At 67.8% G+C, this 20937-nt stretch carries 19 protein-coding genes; 12 read left to right on the forward strand and 7 right to left on the reverse strand.

Features of this window, described 5'->3' with window-relative positions; all coding sequences use genetic code 11:
* Positions 1-229 precede the first annotated feature (229 nt).
* The 3 genes from ACRYR7_RS16180 (at position 230) to ACRYR7_RS16190 (ending at position 3333) form a co-directional block, all read left to right on the forward strand.
* Positions 230-562, forward strand: a complete 333-nt coding sequence (locus ACRYR7_RS16180; protein ID WP_432573135.1) for a hypothetical protein — start codon at positions 230-232, stop codon at positions 560-562.
* Positions 563-708: 146 nt separating this feature from the next.
* Positions 709-2313, forward strand: a complete 1605-nt coding sequence (locus ACRYR7_RS16185) for a hypothetical protein (protein WP_432573136.1) — start codon at positions 709-711, stop codon at positions 2311-2313.
* Between the two features lie 255 nt (positions 2314-2568).
* Positions 2569-3333 (forward strand): hypothetical protein, encoded by a 765-nt coding sequence (locus tag ACRYR7_RS16190; RefSeq protein ID WP_432573137.1) that lies wholly within the window; start codon positions 2569-2571, stop codon positions 3331-3333.
* Positions 3334-3485: 152 nt separating this feature from the next.
* Here the strand turns inward: ACRYR7_RS16190 and ACRYR7_RS16195 are convergent, their stop codons facing one another.
* On the reverse strand, positions 3486-4337 hold the full coding sequence (locus tag ACRYR7_RS16195) for a hypothetical protein (protein ID WP_432573138.1): 852 nt from the start codon (positions 4335-4337) through the stop codon (positions 3486-3488).
* A 182-nt stretch (positions 4338-4519) separates the two neighbouring features.
* Here ACRYR7_RS16195 and ACRYR7_RS16200 point away from each other — a divergent pair, with 182 nt between their 5' ends.
* The 3 genes from ACRYR7_RS16200 (at position 4520) to ACRYR7_RS16210 (ending at position 6416) form a co-directional block, all read left to right on the forward strand.
* Positions 4520-5179: a haloacid dehalogenase-like hydrolase gene (locus ACRYR7_RS16200; RefSeq protein ID WP_432573139.1), complete on the forward strand. Its 660-nt coding sequence runs from the start codon at positions 4520-4522 to the stop codon at positions 5177-5179.
* A 349-nt stretch (positions 5180-5528) separates the two neighbouring features.
* Positions 5529-5882 carry a hypothetical protein gene (locus ACRYR7_RS16205; RefSeq protein WP_432573140.1) on the forward strand — a complete coding sequence of 118 codons (354 nt, stop codon included), beginning with the start codon at positions 5529-5531 and terminating at the stop codon, positions 5880-5882.
* A gap of 102 nt (positions 5883-5984) precedes the next feature.
* Positions 5985-6416, forward strand: a complete 432-nt coding sequence (locus tag ACRYR7_RS16210; RefSeq protein ID WP_432573141.1) for a hypothetical protein — start codon at positions 5985-5987, stop codon at positions 6414-6416.
* A gap of 265 nt (positions 6417-6681) precedes the next feature.
* Here the strand turns inward: ACRYR7_RS16210 and ACRYR7_RS16215 are convergent, their stop codons facing one another.
* A complete protein-coding gene (locus tag ACRYR7_RS16215; protein ID WP_432573142.1) occupies positions 6682-6900 on the reverse strand; it encodes a hypothetical protein in 219 nt (72 codons plus the stop codon).
* 127 nt (positions 6901-7027) lie between these two features.
* Between ACRYR7_RS16215 and ACRYR7_RS16220 the strand changes: the two genes are divergently transcribed.
* The 4 genes from ACRYR7_RS16220 to ACRYR7_RS16235 all read left to right on the forward strand — a co-directional run bounded on the left by ACRYR7_RS16220 (position 7028) and on the right by ACRYR7_RS16235 (position 10899).
* Positions 7028-7861: a GmrSD restriction endonuclease domain-containing protein gene (locus ACRYR7_RS16220; protein ID WP_432573143.1), complete on the forward strand. Its 834-nt coding sequence runs from the start codon at positions 7028-7030 to the stop codon at positions 7859-7861.
* Between the two features lie 274 nt (positions 7862-8135).
* The gene (locus ACRYR7_RS16225; RefSeq protein WP_432573144.1) at positions 8136-9314 is read left to right on the forward strand and encodes a 3'-5' exonuclease; all 1179 of its coding nucleotides are present in this window, start codon (positions 8136-8138) and stop codon (positions 9312-9314) included.
* Positions 9311-9817: a DUF6225 family protein gene (locus ACRYR7_RS16230; RefSeq protein ID WP_432573145.1), complete on the forward strand. Its 507-nt coding sequence runs from the start codon at positions 9311-9313 to the stop codon at positions 9815-9817. Before ACRYR7_RS16225 ends, ACRYR7_RS16230 begins: the two co-directional genes overlap by 4 nt.
* Positions 9818-9864: 47 nt before the next feature.
* Positions 9865-10899, forward strand: a complete 1035-nt coding sequence (locus ACRYR7_RS16235) for a tyrosine-type recombinase/integrase (protein ID WP_432573146.1) — start codon at positions 9865-9867, stop codon at positions 10897-10899.
* A 164-nt stretch (positions 10900-11063) separates the two neighbouring features.
* Here the strand turns inward: ACRYR7_RS16235 and ACRYR7_RS16240 are convergent, their stop codons facing one another.
* A complete protein-coding gene (locus ACRYR7_RS16240) occupies positions 11064-12113 on the reverse strand; it encodes a DUF2971 domain-containing protein (RefSeq protein ID WP_432573147.1) in 1050 nt (349 codons plus the stop codon).
* Between the two features lie 638 nt (positions 12114-12751).
* Between ACRYR7_RS16240 and ACRYR7_RS16245 the strand changes: the two genes are divergently transcribed.
* Both ACRYR7_RS16245 and ACRYR7_RS16250 read left to right on the forward strand, forming a co-directional pair.
* Entirely contained in the window at positions 12752-13402 is a 651-nt protein-coding gene (locus ACRYR7_RS16245) for a hypothetical protein (protein WP_432573148.1), read from the forward strand.
* A gap of 92 nt (positions 13403-13494) precedes the next feature.
* Positions 13495-13689: a hypothetical protein gene (locus ACRYR7_RS16250; RefSeq protein WP_432573149.1), complete on the forward strand. Its 195-nt coding sequence runs from the start codon at positions 13495-13497 to the stop codon at positions 13687-13689.
* Between the two features lie 337 nt (positions 13690-14026).
* On the opposite strand, the gene ACRYR7_RS16255 is transcribed toward ACRYR7_RS16250, so the two are convergent.
* The 4 genes from ACRYR7_RS16255 to ACRYR7_RS16270 all read right to left on the reverse strand — a co-directional run bounded on the left by ACRYR7_RS16255 (position 14027) and on the right by ACRYR7_RS16270 (position 20672).
* Positions 14027-15961 carry a CHAT domain-containing protein gene (locus tag ACRYR7_RS16255; protein WP_432573150.1) on the reverse strand — a complete coding sequence of 645 codons (1935 nt, stop codon included), beginning with the start codon at positions 15959-15961 and terminating at the stop codon, positions 14027-14029.
* A 116-nt stretch (positions 15962-16077) separates the two neighbouring features.
* Positions 16078-17940 (reverse strand): DUF4365 domain-containing protein, encoded by a 1863-nt coding sequence (locus ACRYR7_RS16260; RefSeq protein WP_432573151.1) that lies wholly within the window; start codon positions 17938-17940, stop codon positions 16078-16080.
* A gap of 46 nt (positions 17941-17986) precedes the next feature.
* A complete protein-coding gene (locus ACRYR7_RS16265; protein WP_432573152.1) occupies positions 17987-18400 on the reverse strand; it encodes a DUF6262 family protein in 414 nt (137 codons plus the stop codon).
* Positions 18300-20672 carry a tyrosine-type recombinase/integrase gene (locus tag ACRYR7_RS16270; RefSeq protein WP_432573153.1) on the reverse strand — a complete coding sequence of 791 codons (2373 nt, stop codon included), beginning with the start codon at positions 20670-20672 and terminating at the stop codon, positions 18300-18302. The genes ACRYR7_RS16265 and ACRYR7_RS16270 overlap by 101 nt, the downstream gene beginning before the upstream one ends.
* Positions 20673-20937: the final 265 nt, after the last annotated feature.

A 20937-nucleotide genomic window follows, 5' to 3' on the forward strand; every position in this document is an offset into this window, starting at 1 on the left:
GGCCGTGGCTGCAGCCACGGCCACCGGCGCGTCCGCTCCCCGCGCACCCTCGCGCGGCACCTCGCCAGGACTGGACCCGCAGGACGCGCTTCCTGCGCGCGCCGAGTGGGCCGGAGCACCGGCTCGCGCCAGGGCTTGAGCGCGGATTTACCGGGTCCAGCGGGTCCAGCGGGTCCAGCGGGTCCAGCGGGTCCAGCGGGTCCAGCGGGTCGCCGGTTACCGTGCAGCGGTGAGCCAGGACGCGCGCGAGCCGGTGACCTTGGTGTTCAAGGCCGACTTCGGCGCCGACCCGCTGTGGCGGCGCACCCCCGCGCACGCCGCCGGCGTGGTCGACCTCAACGTCGACCTGGACCGGCTGCCGCTCTCCGAGGAGCTCAAGAGCGACGTGCGCGCGTGGGCACGCCGCCACGATGAGATGCAGGACCCGCCCAACCCCCTGCGCGGCAGTGAGGAAGAGCTGAACGCGTGGGTGGCCGCCGGCCGGGACCTGGTGCTGCGGCTGCGCACGGAGCTGGGGCCCGGTGTCGAGGTCGTCGACGGTTACCAGCCGCACGAACCTTGACGCGGGCCCGCCGTGCCTGCGCGCGGGCACACCCACGCACACCCGCCGCGGTGAGGGGCGCGGACCCCGGCCACCGTCACCGGTGGAACCCACGAGGATCAGGGCGGGGACAAGCACGAGGAGTCACGGACGAGGAGTCGCAGACGATGGCCAAGCCGTTCACCTCCCGCGACGGCGCCGACGCGCACGGCGTGCGCGCCGAGGTGTGGGTGCAGGTGGGCACCGGCACCATCACCGCGCTGCAGCACAAGGACGATCAGACCAAGCGCAACGTCATGGTCGTCCTCAAGAGCGAGAACACCAGGGTCGCGCGTCCCATCACCGCCTGGCTGGCCAAGGACGACCCCACCTACCCCGCCGTGCTCGCCGCCCACCACAGCGGCCGGGAGGTGCAGTACCGGGTGGAGTCCCAGCGCAAAGCCGGTGTGGAGCGCACCACCCCCATCGCGGACCTGCGCGTGGACATGGCCACCGCCGGCGCCAACACGGTGAGCATCTTCGCCGGCATCGACGGGCGCCTCAGCTCCGAGGCGGTCACCGACCCGGGCGAGGACCCCGGCCCCGGCGGCCGCTTGCGCGCCGCAACCTCCACGGTGCAGCGCCCCACCGCCAACGCCGCCGACGCCGCCAACGCCGCCGCGCGCGCCGGCGCGCACGGGCAGCCGGCGCCCATTGCCGCCGGTGGGGTCGTCCTGAGCGCCGAGGCGGCGCTGCGAGCCCTGGCCGGCGCCCGTCAGGCGGGTCTGCCCCCCGGTGTCGTGGAGGCCGCCGCCGCGCTGGCCCTGGCCACCGGCGCCACCGGCGAGCAGGTCACCCAGGCCGGCTTCCCCGGGCAGCCCGGCACCCCGGGCGACCAGCGCCGCCGCGGCTTCGCCCGCGAGGCCGCCCCGGACGTGGCGTTCAACCCCGACCGGCGCGTGAACCTCGGCTCGCACGCGGTGCAGGCCGCCTTCGACGCCGAGCAGGTCGCCCGTGAGCTGCTGCGCGAGACGGGCCGGCAGGAGGGGTCACCGCACGAACCCGCTGCGGTCGAGCCTGCGGAAGCGGTGCAGCTGGCTGGGGTGCTGCTGACCCTGGCCGACCGGGTGCAGGTCGGCGCCTACGGTGGTGGGCGCCCGGACCGCATGGCTCACAGCCACACCCTGTCCCGCGCGCTGGTCCACGACGCCGTGCGCACCGGCCACCCGGTGCCCTTCGACGTCAACACCGGCCTGGCCGCCCACGTCAACACCGGCCTCGACGTCGATGTGGAGGCCGCCGAGCGCGAGGCGTGGATGCGGGCCGTGGTCGCTGAGGGCGTCGAGCGCTTCCGCGCCCTGGCGGCCATCACCCAGCAGGTGATCGACGTCCCACCCGTACCCGGTGACCGGGCCAGCGACGAGGCTGGCGACGAGGCTGGCGACGAGGCTGGCGACGAGGCCAGCGACGTGGGCGGCGAGGACGTCGACACGAGTCAGCCGCTCGCGTGGACCGGGCAGGAGACTCCGACCTCCACCGGGGGGACTCCCGGTTTTACAACTCCCACCCCCCAGGCCGTGCAGCGCTTTCGCGACCTGGCGCTGGCAGCGGGCTTTCCCGCCACCGCCGACAGCCCCGTGGTGCTGTTCCTGCGCGCGCAGTTCGGCGTGGGGGCCGTGCGCCAGGTGCACGCGCCGGCGCTGGAGAGCCTGCTGAGCTGGTTCGAGGGCCAGCGCCAGCCGGGCGAGGCGTTCCGCGCCCACGTCCTGGCCAGGCTGACGGCTGACGGCTGACGGCACGGTGCGGGGCAGCTGAACCAGCCCGTCGTGTGCCTCCTCACCCCTCCGCCATCGGTCTGGGGCACCGTCCCGCTTGAGCTGGTGCTGGCTCGGCGGGGCGGTTCCTCCTGACCCTGACGAGGGCCCGCCAGCGCCGGTGAGGCCGCCGGGCACAGGAGGCGTCGGTCAGCGCCAGCCCTTCACCACCTCGTGCCGGATGAGCCCAGGCACCTCCACCACCGGCGGCGGCAGTCGGCCTACCGTCCAGCAGTGCCCTCCACGACCCGACACCGGATCTCCGGCGCCTGCGTGCTCCTGGCCGTGCTGAGCGGGTGCGCCCCCTCGCCCACGAGCACCTACACCGACTCCTCCGGGCGTCAGGTCACGGTCGACTGGGCGAACTACCCGGGCGCGGAGGGCATCGACGCCCACGACGCCCTCGCAGCGCCCACGCAGCAGCAGGCCGAGCGCACCGCCCAGGCGCTGCTGGCCGAGCTCGAGCGCACCTTCACCGCGCAGTACGGCCTGACGTGGGTCACGCGGCAAGAGGGCGGGTGGAGCCCCGTGGACGGCAACGGGTACGGAGGGGACTCCTCCTACGTCACCTACAACTCCGACTCACGCGAGAGCACCGAGGCGCCGGCGGACAAGGCCCAGTGGCGCCGCATCCTGCAGACCGTCAGCGACCTGGGTGCCAGGCACGGGCTGGACCCCGTGGTGCTCGAGCACGAGCGCGACTACGCCGATGCGACCTGGCTGCAGGAGAACTACGCCACGACGGACCCGGAGCGGTTCTGGTGGTGGAGCGGCACCAGCGAGCAGGGCACGCAGTGGCTCTCGGTCACCGTGACCGACACCGCCAGGGACCTGGACCGCGAGCGTGCTGAAGACTCCCGGGATCTGGGTCTGCCGGCGCGCTCGATCCACCTGCTCTACGGGGTCACCACGATCGAGGACTCCCGCCGTGCCACGTTCGGCGCTGCGCTGGCCGCGTTCGACGGGCTGGAGCAGCCTGCCCGGACACGCTCGGACTGAACGCTGCGGCGTCCGCTTCATCAGTCGACGTCAGCCGATGTCGGCCGATCCGATCCGCTCCGGCCCACGCGGGACCGGCGGTCGAGCGAAGGAGCGTGGGGCGCACCCGTCGCGCACGCCGGGGTGCCTGGGCAGCGCGTCAGGCCAGCGGGTCAGATCAGGGAGGGTGGCGCACCGGCGTGCAGGCGCAGCGCCAGGGCGTCGAAGACGGCGCGCAGGTCACCTCGCACCCACTGCTCCACCTCGGCCTGCGAGCCGTGCGAGCCCACGCTGGGCGAGTAGGTGCTGGCCTCGATGCGGTCCCGGTAGCGCCGCACCCGCACCTGCCCCAGGCGCACCTCACCCTCGATCGTCTCCGAGGTCCACCGCTGCAGGCTCTGAGCGGTGTCGAAGTTGACGTAGACCAGCGCCGGCGGGGCCCCCGTGCCCACCCACCACCGCCGCCAGGCCGCGTCCTCGCGCAGCGCCGCAGCCAGGCGCTCGGCCAGCGGCCAGTACCCCAGCGGGGCGCTCACCTGCACGTGGCAGGGGCGCACCGCGAGCCACCCGTCCTCCGCATCGAGCAGCGAGGGGCGCCGGGCGGGGTCCTCATCGCCCTCGGGCACCTCCAGGGCCACCCCGGTCAGCTCCTCGTGCACCCGCGAGCAGGCATCGGGCACCACCTCCGCGACGGGTACGTAGGTGCTCAGCACCACCCGGGGGTCGGCCAGCGCCGCGGCGTGCAGCTGCTCGCCGCTGAGGACCACCGACAGCGCCTGGATCCGCCCCGCGTCACCACCGATCGCCAGGTGCGCGGGCAGCACCGCGTCGACCTGGTGCAGCAGCTGAGCCGAACGGCGGGTCAGCCCCCACATGAACGCCTCGACCTGCTCAGGGCTTCTGCGCCTGAGCGCTTGGCTCAGCTCGTGCAGGGCCGCTTGCACGCCGGAGGCGGTGCCGTCGTCGGCCTCTGCATCCACCAGAGCGATCAGGGCCCAGAAGTCTGCGTCCGTCAGCGGTCCCACCTGTCTCCCCCATCCTCGAGCGGCTGGCGGCAGAGCATGGCGCACGAGGACGACACCACCGCCGCTCACGGCACGAGCAGGTGCCCTCGCGGCAGGCAGACCCAGCCACCTGCTGCGATGCGGTACTACGCGCTGAGCCTTGCGACCCAGGGACCTGCCCACCCCTCCCCTAGGGTCTCCGCGTGTCCCAGCAGCAGTGCGTGGTCTTCGACCTGGACGACACCCTGCTCAGCACCGACTCCTTCGCCCGCTTCCTGACCCACCTGCTGCGCCGCTCCCCCGCCCGCCTGGCCCTGGTGGCACTGACCGCCCCCGCGTGGCTGACCCTCGGCGCCCGGCGCACCAGCCGGCTGCACGCCGAGCGCATCGTCGTGTGGGCGGCCACCGTCGGCCTGCACCCCACCTGCTTCCAGGAGCTGATGTGCGGCTTCGCCGCCGAGCACGCCGGCCCGGGCGGCGGCCGGCGCATCGACCTCGCGCTGGCCCGCCTGCACGAGCACCGGGCCGCCGGGGACCGCGTCGTCATCGCCACCGGCTGCGCGCAACCCCTGGCCCTGGCGCTTTGCGACGCACTGGGCCTGGAAGACGTGGAAGTCGTCGCCAGCGCCTTCACCGCCCACCGCTGGCGCCTACCGCACGCTGTGCCCGCCCGCGGCCAGGCCAAGGTGCACGCCCTGCTCGCAGCCGGCGTCGAGCTTCCCGTGGAGCACGCCTACTCCGACAACCTGACCGACCTGCCCCTGCTGCGGGCCGCACGCACCGCGCACCTGGTGCGCCCCCGCGCGCGCGAGCTGCCCGCGCTGCTGGAGGCGCTCGGCGAGGACGTGGAAGTGCTGCGCTGAGCGCCGCACGCACCACCCCGGCGCGCACGACCCGCGACGCGCCCGGCCCCAGCGCGTCGGAACGCACGACGGCCGCCGGGTCGAGGACCCGGCGGCCGTCGTACCGCACGAACGTGCTGATCGACCCGGCAGTCGCCTCTCGGCGAGCGGCCACTCGAGGTGGCTGAAGGTGAGGCCCGGGGACGTGCAGCAGGTCGATCACCCCCTGCAAGCACCGGCACCCTCCCGGCATTCCCCCGCCCCGGCTCCTGCTGGCACCCACCAAGTGCCACCGGTGCCGCGGTGCCGCTGCCACGATGAGCGGACAGATCAAGGGCGGTTGCAGGGGACGAGCGATGAGGTGGGTGCCGTGCTGCTGGGAGCCGTCGCGTGGGGTGCCGCGCTGCTGCTGGGCGCCAGCGCCGCCCACCGGCGCAGCCGGGACAACGCCGGCCGCTACCTGCCGCTGACTGTGCGCCGCTTCGACCGGCAGACCGGCACGGTCGTCCTCAGCCGCACCTACTGGGCGCTGGTACTGGCCTGCGTGGCGCTCACCGCCGCCGGCGCCTGGTGGGGTGCGGGTGCCTGGGCCGGGGGCTGGGCGGCCTTCCTGGCGCTGGCGCTGCTGTGGGTGCCCGACGTCGTGGGCACCGTGGTGCACAACCGCCGCCTGACCTCCTCGCTCGACGCGCAGCTGCGGCGGCTGGGACCTCACCAACGCTGACGCCGCTGAGCGCCGCCGCCTCGGCCACCGCGGCTGCCGACCGCAAGGACCGGATCCACCGATCGACCCTGACTTGGGGTGGGTGCTGGCTACGGTGCCGGGATGCGATGGCGCGCGCGGTACCCGAGCTCAGCGGTGATGGTGCTCGTGCTGGGCGCCCTGAGCGTGCTGGGTGCCTGCACCAGCACCGAGCCCGCCGGGGCCGTGGACGTCGAGCAGGCGGTGCGGATCGCCACCGACGCCGCGAACGCCTCCGGCGCCACTCCTGCCGGTGCCGCCGGCGGTGACGGACGCGGCGCCGGAGGCGTGGTCCTGGGCAGCATGCAGCAGGGCGTGCCCTACGACGCCTTCGCGGCCTGCACCGGCGGCGGGCGCATCGGCCTGGACGTGGCTGGCAGCGCCTACGAGCTCGACTGCGACGAGCAGGCGCACCGGGTCGGCGAGGTGAGGGCCGAGCGCGGTGAGCTGGAGGTCACCCTCACGCAGGAGAACGACGTGGCCTCGGCGTGGGGTGTGGCCTTCACCCAGCGGTGAGGCACGGGCTCCGCGGCGGCTGCTCGCTCGATCTGCGCCCGCCCCGGCCATCTCGACACGTGCCGTGCCGCCACCTGTGGCTCGTGACTGCGACAGTGGAGGACGGGCCTGCCGGGCGCCTTGACGGCTCGCGGGCGCCCACCGCCGCACGACGCCGACCGCACCTGTTCGAAGGAACCATCCACGCGATGACGCAGCACCCGCTGGCGACTGGATCGACGACCCTCGGAGCATCGACGACCGGTTCGACGGCTTCACCGGCACCTCAGCCGTCGTCCCGGCAGGGCAGCCGGCCAGCGCGCCGTTCCCCGTACCTGCGCCGCTCGACGGTGCTGGGCGCGGCCGCAGCCGCGGTGCTCGCCGTGCTCGCCGGGTGCAGCCCGAGCGGCCCCAGCACCACAGCCGCCTCCCCCGCCACCACGACCAGCACGAGCTCGCCGACCGGTGCGAGCTCACCGGCCAGCACCCCGCCGGGCACGCCCACCCCTGACCCTTCCGCTGCCTCGAGCGAGCCGCCCGCGAGCGCAGCACCTGCAGCCGGCGCACCTGCCGGGGCACCGGCCGGTGGCGCGCAGGCGCAGAGCGCCCTGGCCATCCTGGGCACGCTGGAGGTGAAGGGCCGGGCACCGAAGACCGGCTACAGCCGTGATCAGTTCGGCGACGGCTGGGTCGATGTCGACCACAACGGCTGCGACTCCCGCAACGACGTCTTGGCCAGGGACTTGACCGGCGAGACGTTCAAGCCCGGCACCCGCGACTGCGTCGTCGCCGCCGGCACCCTCGCCGACCCCTACAGCGGCACGACCATCGCCTTCACCCGGGGTGAGGACACCTCCTCCGCCGTGCAGATCGACCACGTCGTGGCCCTCTCCGATGCCTGGCAGAAGGGCGCCCAGCAGTGGGAGGTGGCCAAGCGGGTCGCCTTCGCCAACGACGGCCTGGAGCTGCTGGCCGTCGACGGCCCCCTCAACGGCCAGAAGGGCGACGGGGACGCGGCCACCTGGCTGCCCCCGAACCGCGCCTACCGCTGCACCTACGTCGCCCGGCAGGTGGCGGTCAAGGCCACCTGGGGACTGTGGGTCACTGCCGCCGAGCGCGACGCCATCGCCGGGGTGCTGAACTCATGCCCGAACGAGCCGGTCCCCACCGAAGCGGCTTCTCGCACCGGTACGGCGGCGACGGGTGGCGGTGGGGGCGCGTCGACCACCCCGCCGGCATCACCGGCTGCACCACCGGCTGCACCGCCCGTCGCACCGCCGCCCGCACCGCTGCCTGCGAGTGAACCGCCCACTGTCGGTGAGCCGTCCGCGCCCACGCAGGACGGCGTTGTCGTCTACGCCAACTGCGCCGCGGTGCGCGCCGCCGGCGCCGCACCGCTGCACGCCGGTCAGCCCGGTTACAGCCGCAAGCTCGACCGCGACGGCGACGGCATCGCCTGCGAGTGAGCCCGGTCCTCTCGTGCGATGCCTGTGATGTGGGCGCGGGCGATGCGCCGCACCGCACCAGTGCGCGACTCCTTGCACCCGCGCACCGGCATCATGGGTGACGTCCGTGTGCGTAGCGGTGCCACCCGGCAACGGTGGCAGAAACGCTGCCATCTAACAGGTGATAAGCAATGGCTCGCTGCTACGGTGGACAGGTCGCAGCACCCAGGGCGCGGACAGCAGTTCCTGCCCGCTTCCCGCGCGACTGACCGCTCCCCACCGGAAGGACTGCTCGGTGAGCACCTCCGTCTCCAGCGACCCGTCGCACATCCGCGCCGCCCCGCCCGGCGCAGGCGTGAGCATCCTCGCCCGGCACTGGACCGCCGGGCGGGCGCTGCTGCGGGTGAGCGGTGAGGAGCGGTCCTGGGGCGCCGGCCACGAGGAGGACGCAGCCCTGCACGCCGAACTCCTCGCACGCGCGATCGAGGACGGCGACGACGCGACCGCGCAGAGGCAGCGCGGCCTGCTGGAGCTGCGCGAAGCGCTGGAGCGCACCAGCCACCTGAACGTGCACGCCAAGGACGTCCTGTGCGCGGCCGGTGAGCCCCCGCGCCTGACGCTGGACCACCCGGCCGCCGAGGCCACCCACGAGCTCCTGCGCCCCGGTGCACCGGACTGCGCCTGCAACGAGAGCTACTACACCCGCGTCGTCGACGACGAGAACCTGCCCGCCATCGTGCGCGCGATCGCCTGTCGGCTGCGGGAAGCGCACCAGCAGCTGGCCGCCCGTACGCAGGCGCACCACTGGGCACGCGGCCTCATCCAGCCCGCCGGCGGCGACAGCGAGGACGGCGGCGACGACGGCAACACGTCGATGTTGCGGCGCGGTGCGGTGATCCTGGACACCGAGACCACGGACCTGCACGGCGCCCTCGTCGAGGTGGCCGTGCTGGACGCCGCCACCGGGCAGGTGGTGCTCAATACTCTGGTCAACCCCCACCGTCCCATCGCTCCAGCCGCACAGGCCGTGCACGGCATCAGCGACGCCGACGTGGCCGGCGCCCCCGACCTGGCTGACGTCTGGCCGCGCCTGCTCACCGTCCTGGCAGGGCGGCAGGTGCTGGCCTGGAACGCCACCTACGACGCGCAGGTGCTCACCCAGGCCGCCGCCGAGTCTGGGCTGCCCTGGCCCAACGAGCTGTCCACCGACGCCGCACACGGCCACCTCGACCACGTCACCGGTCTGCCGCCGACGTGGCGGTGCCTGATGCACACCGACGCCGCCTTCCGGATGAGCCAGCGCTGGCACGCCCTGCGCGGCACCCACCGCGCGATCGGCGACTGCCGCGCCGCCCTGCAGCGGCTGCGCGAGCTCGCCGCCCCCGGCGCGAGCCGCACCCCGCACCGGGTACCTGCTCCCCTGTCCACCCGCCGCCCGAAGCCGACCACCACGACCCCGGAGAGCCAGCGATGAACCATGAGCACGACCCGGACCGTCCCTCCGGCACCCACGGCGACGACGTGCTCAGCGCCCTCGAGCAGATCCTGGACGCGCGCATCAGCGCTCACGAGCACGACGAGCAGCTGCTCAGCGCCCACCACGACGCCCACGGCGATGTCGGCAGTGATGCCCACGCAGAGGCTCCCGGTGCGCCGGCGCCCAGCGTGCGGCCGGCGAGCACGCTCGTCGAGCACACCGCCCGCCCGATGACCCTGGGAGACCTGCGCCGGGCCACGGTCGGCCTGCCTGACGACATGCCGCTGTTCGCCGACGTCGCCTTCGATCCCGGCAGCATCGACCTGCACCGCCACGTCGTGCTCTGCGCCGGGCACGCCACCGCCGAGCTGGCCGACGGCGAGGAGATCGTCGAGCCCGTCCTGGCGCTGCGCACCGACTTCCTTACCGGCACCTACGAGGTGCCCGCCGACCTCGCCCGCCGCGGCACCGGCAACGATGGGAGGCACGAGCCGCGCTGAGCCGCGCCGCCACCACGAGCCACGAGCCACGAGGACCCTGTCTGCCCATGAGCCCGGCCCGCCGAGCGTCCGGCATGGACCAGGACGCGCAGCTGGCCACGCTCGACGAGCGCGTGCGGCAGCTGCGCGAGCAGGCCACGTCGGCGAACACCTGGCGCGCCTACCACTCCGACTTCACCCGCTGGTCGCGCTGGGCCGTCGCGCACCAGCTGCCGGCGCTGCCCGCGCAGCCGCAGGACCTGGCCCGCTACCTCGAACAGGCCGCCGACCCCGCGACCGCCGGCGACGATGAGGCTGGAGCGGCGCGGGCGGTGTCCCCAGCCACGATCACCCGCTGGCTCTCCTCGATCCGCTGGGTGCACCGGCACACCGGGCACCCCGACCCCACCACCGACCTCGTTGTCCAGGGCGCGCTGACTGGGCTGCGCCACGACGTTCCCCGCCGGCCCCGCCGCGCGCCGCTAGGTGTCTCCGACGTCGAGCGCATCCTCGCTGCCATGGACGCCTCCCCCACCCGCGGGCAAGCCCTCGCCGAGGTGCGCGACCGTGCCCTGATCCTGCTGTCCTTCACCACCGGCCTGCGCTCCGCCGAGCTCATCGCCCTGCGCATCGAGGACCTGGAGGCCGCACCATCGGGCCTGACCGTGCATGTGCGCCGCAACCGGCAGTTGGGCCACGACGACATCGCCGTGCGCGATGTCGTCGTGCCCCGGGCCGACCACCGTCACCTGGACCCGACCCTCGCGCTCGAGGCGTGGTTGCGGCGCCTGCGCGCGACCCTGGCCACCCACCCCGATCCGGCCGGCGAGGCACCCGATCACCCGGACGCGCCGCCCACGACGGTCAGCACCGGCAAGCAGCTTCGCGCGCTGTTCGCCGAGCTCACCGGGCCCGTCTTCCGCTCCATCACCCGCCACGGCCGCCTCGGCGCCCAAGGCCGCCCCGACGCACCCCCAGACGCCCCACTCGGCCACAACGCCATTCGACATATCCTCGCCCGCCGCCGCGACGCCGGTCTAAAACCTACTGCAGATGTGCAGTACGTCCGTGCCGACTCCGCTCGCATCAGCAAGGCTACCTAAGTTACCGCTAGGCGTTCGCCACCCCTACCATCGAGCTAAGGATGGTTAAAGGCAACTGTCTCCCGCGGCGATTCGCTACGGTGACCCCCTCGCTACGGCGTCATTTGATGGATTAGGCTGTAGGCGCTGCCCTGCGTCGTTGCCTAGCTGTGAATTTTACTGTCTCAACGTAGAGCGGCGCCAAACGTAGTCACGATGGGCAAACGATTCAACCACGGTTTACTGCTCGACCACAAATCTCTATTTTGCTGCAACCATTCTTCCATCTCCTTCGCGTGGGCGTCAGGATTGGAGGTGGGTCCTTGATCGAGGGATGTTGGAGCAAAGGGGTAGTCGTCAGGGGTCGCAGATCGAAGAGTGAGGTACTCGGCGAAGCCGTATGTGGTTTCGCGCGTCTGTGTTTTCAGGGATTTCGAGAAGTCAATAATGGCATATCGGAATTCATCTTCTTCTTGCCATGCCGCATCCTTGAAGAAGACGTCGAGAATCGTCATGAGTCGTCGCACCATGCGTACTAGCTCGTGCTCGTTCCCTTGGCTTGCCGGGTCGTCGTGAATAGCCGCTAGGCGAGCTTGCATGGCGCGACGAAAATCTCTGATCGAATCTTCCTGATGACCTGGGAGGTAAGAAACTTTTCCGCACAAACGTAAGCAGTTACTAACTCCTGTGCTTGAAGTGCCAGGCCAGTCGTCGGGGTATAGCTTCTTGACTAGTTCGAATGGGTAGCCCATGGAGTATCCGAGGCTTCCATGACCGTAACCTCGCCACAAGCCCAAAGAGGATTTGCGACTGGTAAAGCAAGTAATAAAAACTCGCGCTGCATCCGGCGACGTGTAAAAGTTGGAGTCCTGCGCTACCTGCTCAAGGATTGAGTACGCGAAAAATTCGGCCTCCGATGACCCGTGTACGGGAGGGTTATCCTCCAGTTGGCGCCGGAGAATCTCGCCTGCCACACCGAGTTCTCGCTCATCGTTCAAATATCGCGCGTCGGTCGCCCACATAGATTGATTCAGCATGATTGCTTCTGCCCCTCCCTTCCCTGAGTAGTGGTAAAGGGTTCTAGGGCCTGAAATTAGATTCGCCTCACCCCCGACTTGCCCTGAGAAGTAGGTGGCCACGGCAAGCTTTCCCTGCGATTTCTCGAAGTCGCCATACGTGCTGGCCATGTTGATCGTTGACCAGTGATGCTTAAGGGCGGGGTCTTGGACTCGCATGTCACTCATTGTGACAGATCGGCACTGCCTGCTGTTGGTAATCGTCACAAACTGTGGGCTTTGCTTCGCATGCGGGTAAGGGGTGTCGCTACGCGCCCCTCGCGCTCCCCCAGCCCCCGCTCGTTCCTCGCGGCACGGTCGCCGCTGGCGCGGCGGCGCAGCCCTTCTGGTGCTGCTCCAGGCCCGGCAGCCTGGCGGGCTGCGGTGCCACCCGGTCGCAGCACCGGTGCGGCTCGTGCCTCGCCGCCAGGACGGCGCTTCGCGCCGGCGTTTCCTCTGCTCCTGCCCCTCCCGGCGCTCGATCCTGACCGGCCGCACGGCGACGGCAAGTCGAGCGAGCGGAGCTCGACCCCGCCGGTCCAGACCATCTTGAGCTGGGCCGCTGCCGGCCTCGTTCCTCGGCCAGCCGACCGCGCGGCCCGCTCCAAGATCGTCTTCCCTGCGGGGCGTCCTCGACTCGCGGCTGCGCCGCGCCCTGCGGGTGCCTCACCCCGCGCTCAGGCCGGTCCTGATCTCACCTCGCCGGGAGGGGGCGGTGAGCGGTCGGTGGCGCCAGCCGTGCAGGTCCTCACCGTTCCCTTCCGGCTCACCTGCTCGCACCGACCGGTGCCAGCACCGAGCCGCAGACGGGATCAGACATGCCCCAGCAGTACCGCACCGACACCACGGTCCTGGCGATCAACAACACCGACGCCAGCGGCACCGCCCACGTCGTCGCCTTCCGCGAGCACGGCGTCGGCTACGGCGAGTGGAACACCGCGGTGGAGGACCTGACGCGCGACCCGGAGGAGCCGTTCGGCTTCCGCGCCGAGGTCGGCATCGCGCAGCAGATCACCGACCCGATCACTGCGCTGAACCTCATCGACCGCTACCGCTTCTTCCTCGGCGCCGCGCACGCCACCGAGCCCGGCGAGGACGACGAGCTGGAGCCGGTGGCCTACGTCGACGACCAGCCGTGCGTGCACGTGCGCGTGACGATGCAGGACCTGCCCGGCACCCTGGCCCGGCACGTGAGCACGATCCTGGCGCTGCTGCGCTGCGGGCCGCAGGCGGAATTTGTCTTCACCGCCCGCTCCCAGGGCCTGCTGTACCTGCCGCAGGAGTGCCTGCACCTGAGCATCACCTACCTGGACGCGCAGCGGCCGGACGTGAGCGTGACGGTCTGCCCGGATGCCCTGAGCGCCGCCGGTGAGGCTCGGGCGCGGCAGAGCGCCAGCGCCAACGGCACCGACCACCTGGTGTGCATGCCGGAGGCCGCGCCGGTCCTGCGGCACCTGCTCGCCGCCTGAGTGCACCGCAGGGGGCGGCCACCCACGCCGCCCCCTGCTCCTCCCTTCCTGCTGCCCCGCACCGCCTCCCGCCGCGATCCCCGGAGAACCCCGTGCTCGACGTCCGCACCCTCACCCACACCCACCCAGCGGCCGGCGGCCGCCACGTCGCCGCCCGCCCCAGCGCCGGGCAGCGCCTGCACCAGCGGGCCCGGCACGCCCTGGACCTGCGCCAGCAGCTGAACCCCGAACCGCCCCCGCGGGTGGTCCTCTCCTACGGGCTGGGGGTCGACACCGGGCTTATCTGAGCGTCCGAGCGTTGCCACCCCGTCTGGGCAGCGACCCCGCTTGAGGTACATGTCTTCGACAGACCGAGGCATCGCTAAGAGCAGTTTCTTGGCCGAGTAATGCTAAACACCGCCGCGCCCACCGCGGTGATCGCTGACCAAGGCGCGGTCAGTAGCTGGCAGTCCGGCGACGCCTAGGGCATGCGGCTCCTGACTGCGCGCGGGAGAGCGCAGGGCATGCGCGGCAGTGGAGCCGTCTTGAGCGGACCAGAATTCCGCACGTCCCTCGATTCATTCGCTAAACCATAATGCATAGCCAAAGTATGAGATTAGAGGAATTGCCGCCACAAGGGCAGTCCTAGGAGGTCAGCGTAACAAACGAAGAATACCTACGGCGATCCCGCACAAGGGAGCCCCGCCAAGCATTCAAACTTGCCGTTTCTACATCTTCGATAACACGCTTGGCGTAAAATTCCACGTAGTCGGCGCCCACATTAGATTGAATGGGCCACATGGTCGACGTAACATTTGAGGCGCCGGCTAATGCAGCTCCGTGCGCCATAGACGCCGCCCCAACGAAAGGATTCGGCCGCGCCCCAGAACATGCCACAATCACTGCGTCATAGTTCTTATCCAGAGAACTTTGAGCTAGGACGGAGGCCTTCAAGGTTGCTCGCGGCCCCAAAATGAGGCTTGACTCGCGAGCATCGTGATCTTGCGACTCACCATGACCGTAGTAGACCCAGCCACTCCTGTTGGCCATCAGGTCGAGGACCTCTTGCACATCAGCATCGAAGCCCTTTTCGACCGACGTGTTGAACTTCACCACCACCCCGCTAATGCTTAGCGAGTCCCAGAGGTTACGCAATACGCGCTCAACACGAGCAGAATCTCGCCCGAAATAGTCATCCAAAATCAGGAGTGTTGGTGGCGCTGGCTGACACTCGAAGGAAGTATCGCCCAAGCGGGGGTGCAAGTATGACAAATCCAACTCGTTCGCAAGCACCCCATCCCGCACAGATGCAGCATGGAAGGGAAGTAGGCCACTGATCCCAACCGCATTAAGCCAGCGCCGACCGGAACAACCACCCATCGATTCCGCCAGAATTTTCGCAGGATCAGCGAGAAGTTTACGGACTTGGTCGATCTCGTGAGTCCCTAGACTAGTTCCGTATTGCGCCTTAAAGAAGGGCTTTAAGAGCGGACGGGAGTCCATCGAAAGCTTCTCTGCTTCAGAAGTTACATTCGCATCGCTAGACTGCTTAAGTAGCCACGTCGACTGCCGGCCTGGAGCGCTGACAATATGGTAAAGCGTTCCGTTAGGGCTTTTCGGGATGCGGCCGTAGAGCAATTCTTGCTGCAGTGAAACTGCAGCTTGTAGAGGTCCCGCGGCGTTGGATCCGTCGAGAGAGTCCGCCAAGTCAAGAGCCGAAGACAAATGCTTCGATGCCAGGCGAGATACAAGTGACATTCGCGCGGGAGACAAGGGTGCTTCATCGCCCAGCGTCAGATTTCCGTGCTCACGGAGCCGAGTGAGAATATCGGTCCACGACTCCACGCCTGAAGATTGGTCGAGCAGGTTGACCAAGAAGGCTAAACGCTGCTCGGGGTCTTGAGTAGAGAGTTGCTCGGCCTGAATCAGTGCCGCTTTGGCTTCTTCCCGCTTGCCGTCTTCAGTTAGCAGCGTGAATTGCAAACCCCAAACCCAAGCCTTGTCGGCATCGCTAATCAACTGAAAAGCGCGCGATTCGGTGGTTTCGGCAATAAACTCCTCGACATATCGAGAGACGCCTAGGCCTTCAAGAATTTCGGGCGAAACCTTGCGCATGATGAGCATTGACTGAGCCAGAATGGCACGGAGCTCGATGTCGCACCATGCGACCTCAGGGATGTTCATGCCTTGCTCTGGCAACCGGCTCTTCAGTGCATTCAACTGCTCTTGAGCTACGTCGACAGCGTTTTTTAGGACTGTAAGAACACCCCACTTGACCGACTCCGACTGCTGGCGGTTAAGAGGCGTTACCCCGTCTAAGGCGATCAGTTCATCGATCCCATCGGCTACGACCAACCACTGGGCGCAAGTCTTGGCGTGTTCACGCGCGAAGTCGAGGATCGCCGCATCAGTCGCACTAGTTGCGGCGTCATAAGTTTTAGACGCACTATTAAGCGCTTCGAGCAGCAGACTAAGCGTATCGATTGGGTTGGTCGCACCAATGCGTGCTCTGCGCGCCTCGGTCCGAGCGGCAGACAACTTCAATGCGGCCGCGTATAGTTCCTCGTCCCAAATCTTCACGAGTGAATCCTATCTCCTGCTTGTGGGTTGATAGCAGCATGCAGTCACGACATTCTTGCATTCCTTCCTGACCGCAGATGAGGCAGCTCGGTGTATAAAACACCACTAAGCAGCCATCACTGTTCGTCGTGGCCAGCTTGTTGATTGTAGGAGAGGTCGATTTTAAGCATGTCTACTAAATTTCCACCCGACAAGTGACGTACCGTAAATTCTTGTGGCTTAGCTCTCAGTTCGTCTACTACACGTTGGAACTCGAACATGAACTGGTCAGGCAACCCGTCCGACGCTGCCACGACATCCTCAATTAAGTCTTCTGCGCGACGGGCCCACTGAGATTTAACTACGTTGTCGAAGAATTCAGTATCTCCCGAGTCGAGCGCTAGTGCGGCAAGGAGCATCCATTCGAAAGTCATATGTTCTGGCGCGAAAGCAACGATGACAATGAGTGGATCCGCGAGATCTGCCGGATCATTTCGATCTAGCGCATCACTCAAAAGCCAGCTCCACGAAGGGAAGTGCAGTGCATCTCGCCGCAAATTTGTATCGAATGACGAAACGTCCGTAGGTGCGCCAAGACCGCTAGAATCCCGGTCTTGCTCGCCAATCTGCGTGCGTGCGCGAATGATTTGAAGCGCCAGGCTCTTAAGAGACCATATAGATCGCCTTGTTTCCGACGGATGCGTAAAGTACTCGTTGAAGCTAGCGCTGGCCAGTTCATACTTGCCACCAACAGCCAGCGCATCCGCCTTGGTCGCCAAAAACTCGATATCGGAGGGGTCCAATTCGAAGGCGCGAGAGTACCAATCTACGGACTGAACATAAGCGCCCGCTTCGAACATTGCCCCAGCTAGTTCACCGCAGAAGTAGGGACGCGATCCATAGCTGGGGTCAAGGGCAAGCGCCCGCTCATAGCACGCTTGAGCAGCATCCCAAACACGAGCACGGTGGAAGTAAAGGTTGCCGGCCGTGTATGCGCTTCCTGCGGCAAGGGCAAGCTCACCGATATTCTCTAATGCCTCAGATCGAGCGAGCATGTCTTCGGAGAACTTAGCGGCTTCTTCACCGGTCACCGCTTCATCCGTATTGAAGGCAGCTGTGAGCACGACGCTATAGCCAGGGTCAATGAGTAAGCTCGGGTGACTCAGGTACCGTCCACCGGTGCCCCAAGCTCTAGCCATAGCAAGATAGTTCACCATAGTCATGGCAATTTCTGAGTTGCTAAGAAGAGATGCATCCCAGCATTGGCGCAGTAGTGCCGCTGAGAGCACAGACCGACCAATCTTTCCTAGAGACACAGCCGCTAGCAGGAGAAGGTCGGCCGCCCTTGAACTAGCAGTTCCGCCAGCAATACTCGCACTCGATGAGCTGATCGCTAGGTCTGCGGATAAGCGGTCAGCTCCGACCACTAGTCGGATCTCAGCTGGCGCTCCAGGTTCTACAAGTACAAACGGTCGTCCGATTGTCCTTAGGCGCTGCGAAATCAACAGCTTTAAGCTCATCGAGTTCTCAAGATCGACTAGCTCGACACGAAGCGGGTTACCCTCTTTGATCGCCTCCCGAAGATTCTTAGTGCGCTCAACTTCCAGTTGAATGGCACTGGATGCGTCACCATCAAGTTGATCGTCCAGCTCCCACCGCAAGGTTGCGGACTTTTGATCATCCCTCTTGAGGACCACGTTTTTTCGATGCATCCAGAACCCGAAAAGGCGTTCAGTAGGAGCGTGGTATCGGACGACCAATACGGGTTCTGCCTGTACCTGCATGTAGTTCAAAGCAGACACTTTAAAGACCTGGGAAAGAGCCGCTGGAAGATCCTCGTCGGTACCCTTAAGCTGCACTAGGAAGCTCAGCCCTGTCGCACGTCCCTCGTCGAAGATCTCAACTCGCTGGTCGATCCCATAGTCGTGCGCGACGCTTGATACCGTCCAGGCGGGGGGAAGAATTTGTGCTAGTGCGCGTTCTGACAGCGTTTCAAGCACATGCTGTCGTGGACGACCTGGCATTGCGTTCAACGTGGCTCCCGTTCTAGTGCTGGCTGTTTGGCTGGTCGCCGTGACTGCACCTGCAACGCGTACGGCCTAGCGCGTGCGCGAGTTCTTTGCGTAGCTGTTCATTGTCGGATCGGAGTTTCCTGATGCGCTGATGCGCTTGTTCAAGGCGCTGTAGCAAGCTCGAGTCGCTGGCACGGACGTCAGCTCTTGGCCGAGGCGCCGCAGGCGCTGGGGTCATGGTTTGCCGGGCTTCCTCGATGCGACTGCGAAGGCGGTGTTCGGTGTAGAGGTAGCCGCGTGAGACGCCGGCTTCCTTGGCGACGGCTTGGAAGGTGATGGGTCGTCGTTCATCGCGCAGCTTGTTCGGCGCAGCCACTGCCTTGCTCAGCGCTTCGGCTTGTCGCTGCTGAGCCGCGGCGCGCAAGTAGCGGCTGTTGTCGGCGCGCATCAATCCTTCTGGCGAGGGTGTGTTTGCCCGTTGGCATGGGTAGCGCCGGACGCTTCGAGGGCGCTAATGATGCGCTCGATCTGAGCGAGGTCTTGCCCGTTCTTCTCCGCGGCCCGCTCGCGCTGGTGGGCGCGGTTGTGCTGGATCTGCAGTTGAAGCTGGGTGCGCTGCTGATGGTGCTGGGGCAGGAACTGCGGGGTGGTGATGAACAGGGCGCAGGACAGGCACGGGTTAACGTGCTGGCAAGGGGTGCTCGAGGCCAGGCGGCAGTGCCCGTTGGGCAGGGCGTGCCGGGCTTGCTGAGGGCGTGACTGGCATAGGCGGCTTCGCTGAGCTCCTCGGCCGGGTCGAGGCGGACGACCTCGCCGGCGCTGTTCACTTTGCGGGCCCGTTCCCATTCCTGTCGTGCTCGCTGCATCCCCACTCGGGCGTAGTGCCCCATCATCTGGATCGTCTCATGATCCAGAAGGCGGCGGACCACCTCGATCGGGACGTTAGCCTCGACCAATCGGGTGGCGAAGGTATGCCGCCACTGGTGCGGGGTAAAGCGGATGGGGGCGCCGTGCTCGTCGCGGACGTCGCAGCGTTCCAGCCATAGGTAGAGCCGTCTGCGGAACGTCCCATCGGGGACGACCCGCTCGCCGGTGGGGTTGTTCTTGTCTTTGGGGAATAAAGCGCGTTCACCGTCAGGCCAAATCTGCCGGACGCGGGCGATCTGCGCATCGATGGCCTGGGCAAGCTGATCGTCGACTGGGGCGAACGCTTCCCGTTTCATCTTCGCGTTGTAGTAGCGCAGGTAGGGCTCACCGCTGACGCCGTCGCGTAGTAGGCAGCTGGTGCGCAAGCCGACCGCTTCACCGATGCGACGCCCGGTGCGGATCATGATTTCGGTGATGAGTCGGTCGGCCGGATCGTGCCAGCGGGACAAGTTGTCCTCATGCTCCACTTGGGCCATGACGAACTCGGCGATGCGCCGGGGTTCCCGGTGTGGTCTGCGGGGGTAGTCCTCGCGGTAGAACTGGACTTGAGCGGAGAGACTGTCGTCCCACTGCTGATGTTGGAGGGTGGCCAGGAAGGTGGCCAGGCAGCCCACGGCGCCGGAGCGGGTCTGCGGCGTTTCGTAGTGGAGGCGCAGGCTGGCGAGGTATAGCTCAAGATGGGAGCGTCGCAGCTCGGCCAAACCGCTCGGCTCCGGCTGAGCCTGGCGCAGCGCGGCGGAGAAGAGGCTCAACGCGATTAGGTCGCGGGAGAGTTGGGGAAGGCTGATCTCCACGGACAGGCGCCAGCGAATGTAGCGCTTGCTCAGCTCACGCAGCCACGGCTGGCTGATGGGAGTGAAGCGCAAGAAGCGGACTCGGTGGGCCCGCGACCCGAGGAGGACCTGCATGTCCCAAACGTCGCGGTCGTACTGCCCCGACCAACCGTCGCCGGCCGCGACGGCGTCGACGAGGTGGAACATCTGGCGGGTGAACGCGCGTGAGCTGTCGTTCATGCGGTACTGGCCCACGAGTTCATCCCACTGCTCGAAGGAACGTTCCAGCATGGAGGTGGCGCCGAGCTGGGCGAGGAAGTCGATGCCCGACTTCAGTGGGCGCGGGCTCGTCTCGAACCGGCCGGTGTCGATGCGGTGCTGCAGGGCGTACTGCACTTGCGTGCGCATCGTCGGCTGAAGCTGAGAGAGGTCCAGGCGTGGAGCGTAAGTGTGCAACGCCTGGTTGATTAGCTGTTCGACCGGCGGCTTTCCTGCATCGTTCCAGCGGGCGTAGTGCGCCTTGCAGAACGGTTGGCGCCCGTGGACGCGGCGGTCGCACCACGGCATACGGCAGGTGGCGGCGTGAGCCTGGCGGTCGTGGAAGGGCTCCTGCGTCGTGCGCCAGGTGGCCAGCTCAGGTTTTCCTGCCAGTTTCCACCGTCGCGAGTGTCCGCCGCATAGCCCGCTGCCTTCAACACCGAACAGGCAGCCCTCGACCTCGCAGTTCCTGACCGGTCGTAGGCCTTGCATGGCGGTCGGCGTGGCAGCACTCCATGCCTCGACGTCCTCGGGACATCCTTGATAGCGCCAGCGCATACGGTGAGTAGCGCACAGACCGTGGGCGTGGGACTGCCGGTCGCAACCCTCGATCCGGCAGATGCGGATGCTCGGATAGAAGCCGGGCCCTTCGCAAGGCAGCACGCTCACTCGCAACTCGGGTCGAACGGCAGCGGTGAGCCGGCGCTCCAGTTCCGCCGCCGCCTGACTGTCTTCGGGGATCGGCAGGGCTGCTTCGGTCACTTCAGCACCTCCCCGCGGGTGAGCTGATTGCTTGTGCGCAAGGCGGCGCGCAGATCCTCGATGTCGAGGTGGGAATAGGTGGAGCTGGTGGTCTGCACGCTGGCATGACCGAGCAACTCCTTGACGACTTCGGAGGTCGGGTCTGCTGCACTGATCGGTGACAGCTACGTCACGCGGCCAGGCTGGCCGGCGAGGTCATGATGGTCTCGTACTCGATGGGGGTCAACCGGCCCAGTCCGCTCTGCCGACGACGGCGGTGGTAGGT

The organism is Kineococcus gurbantunggutensis (assembly GCF_050871925.1).
Lineage (GTDB): Bacteria > Actinomycetota > Actinomycetes > Actinomycetales > Kineococcaceae > Kineococcus.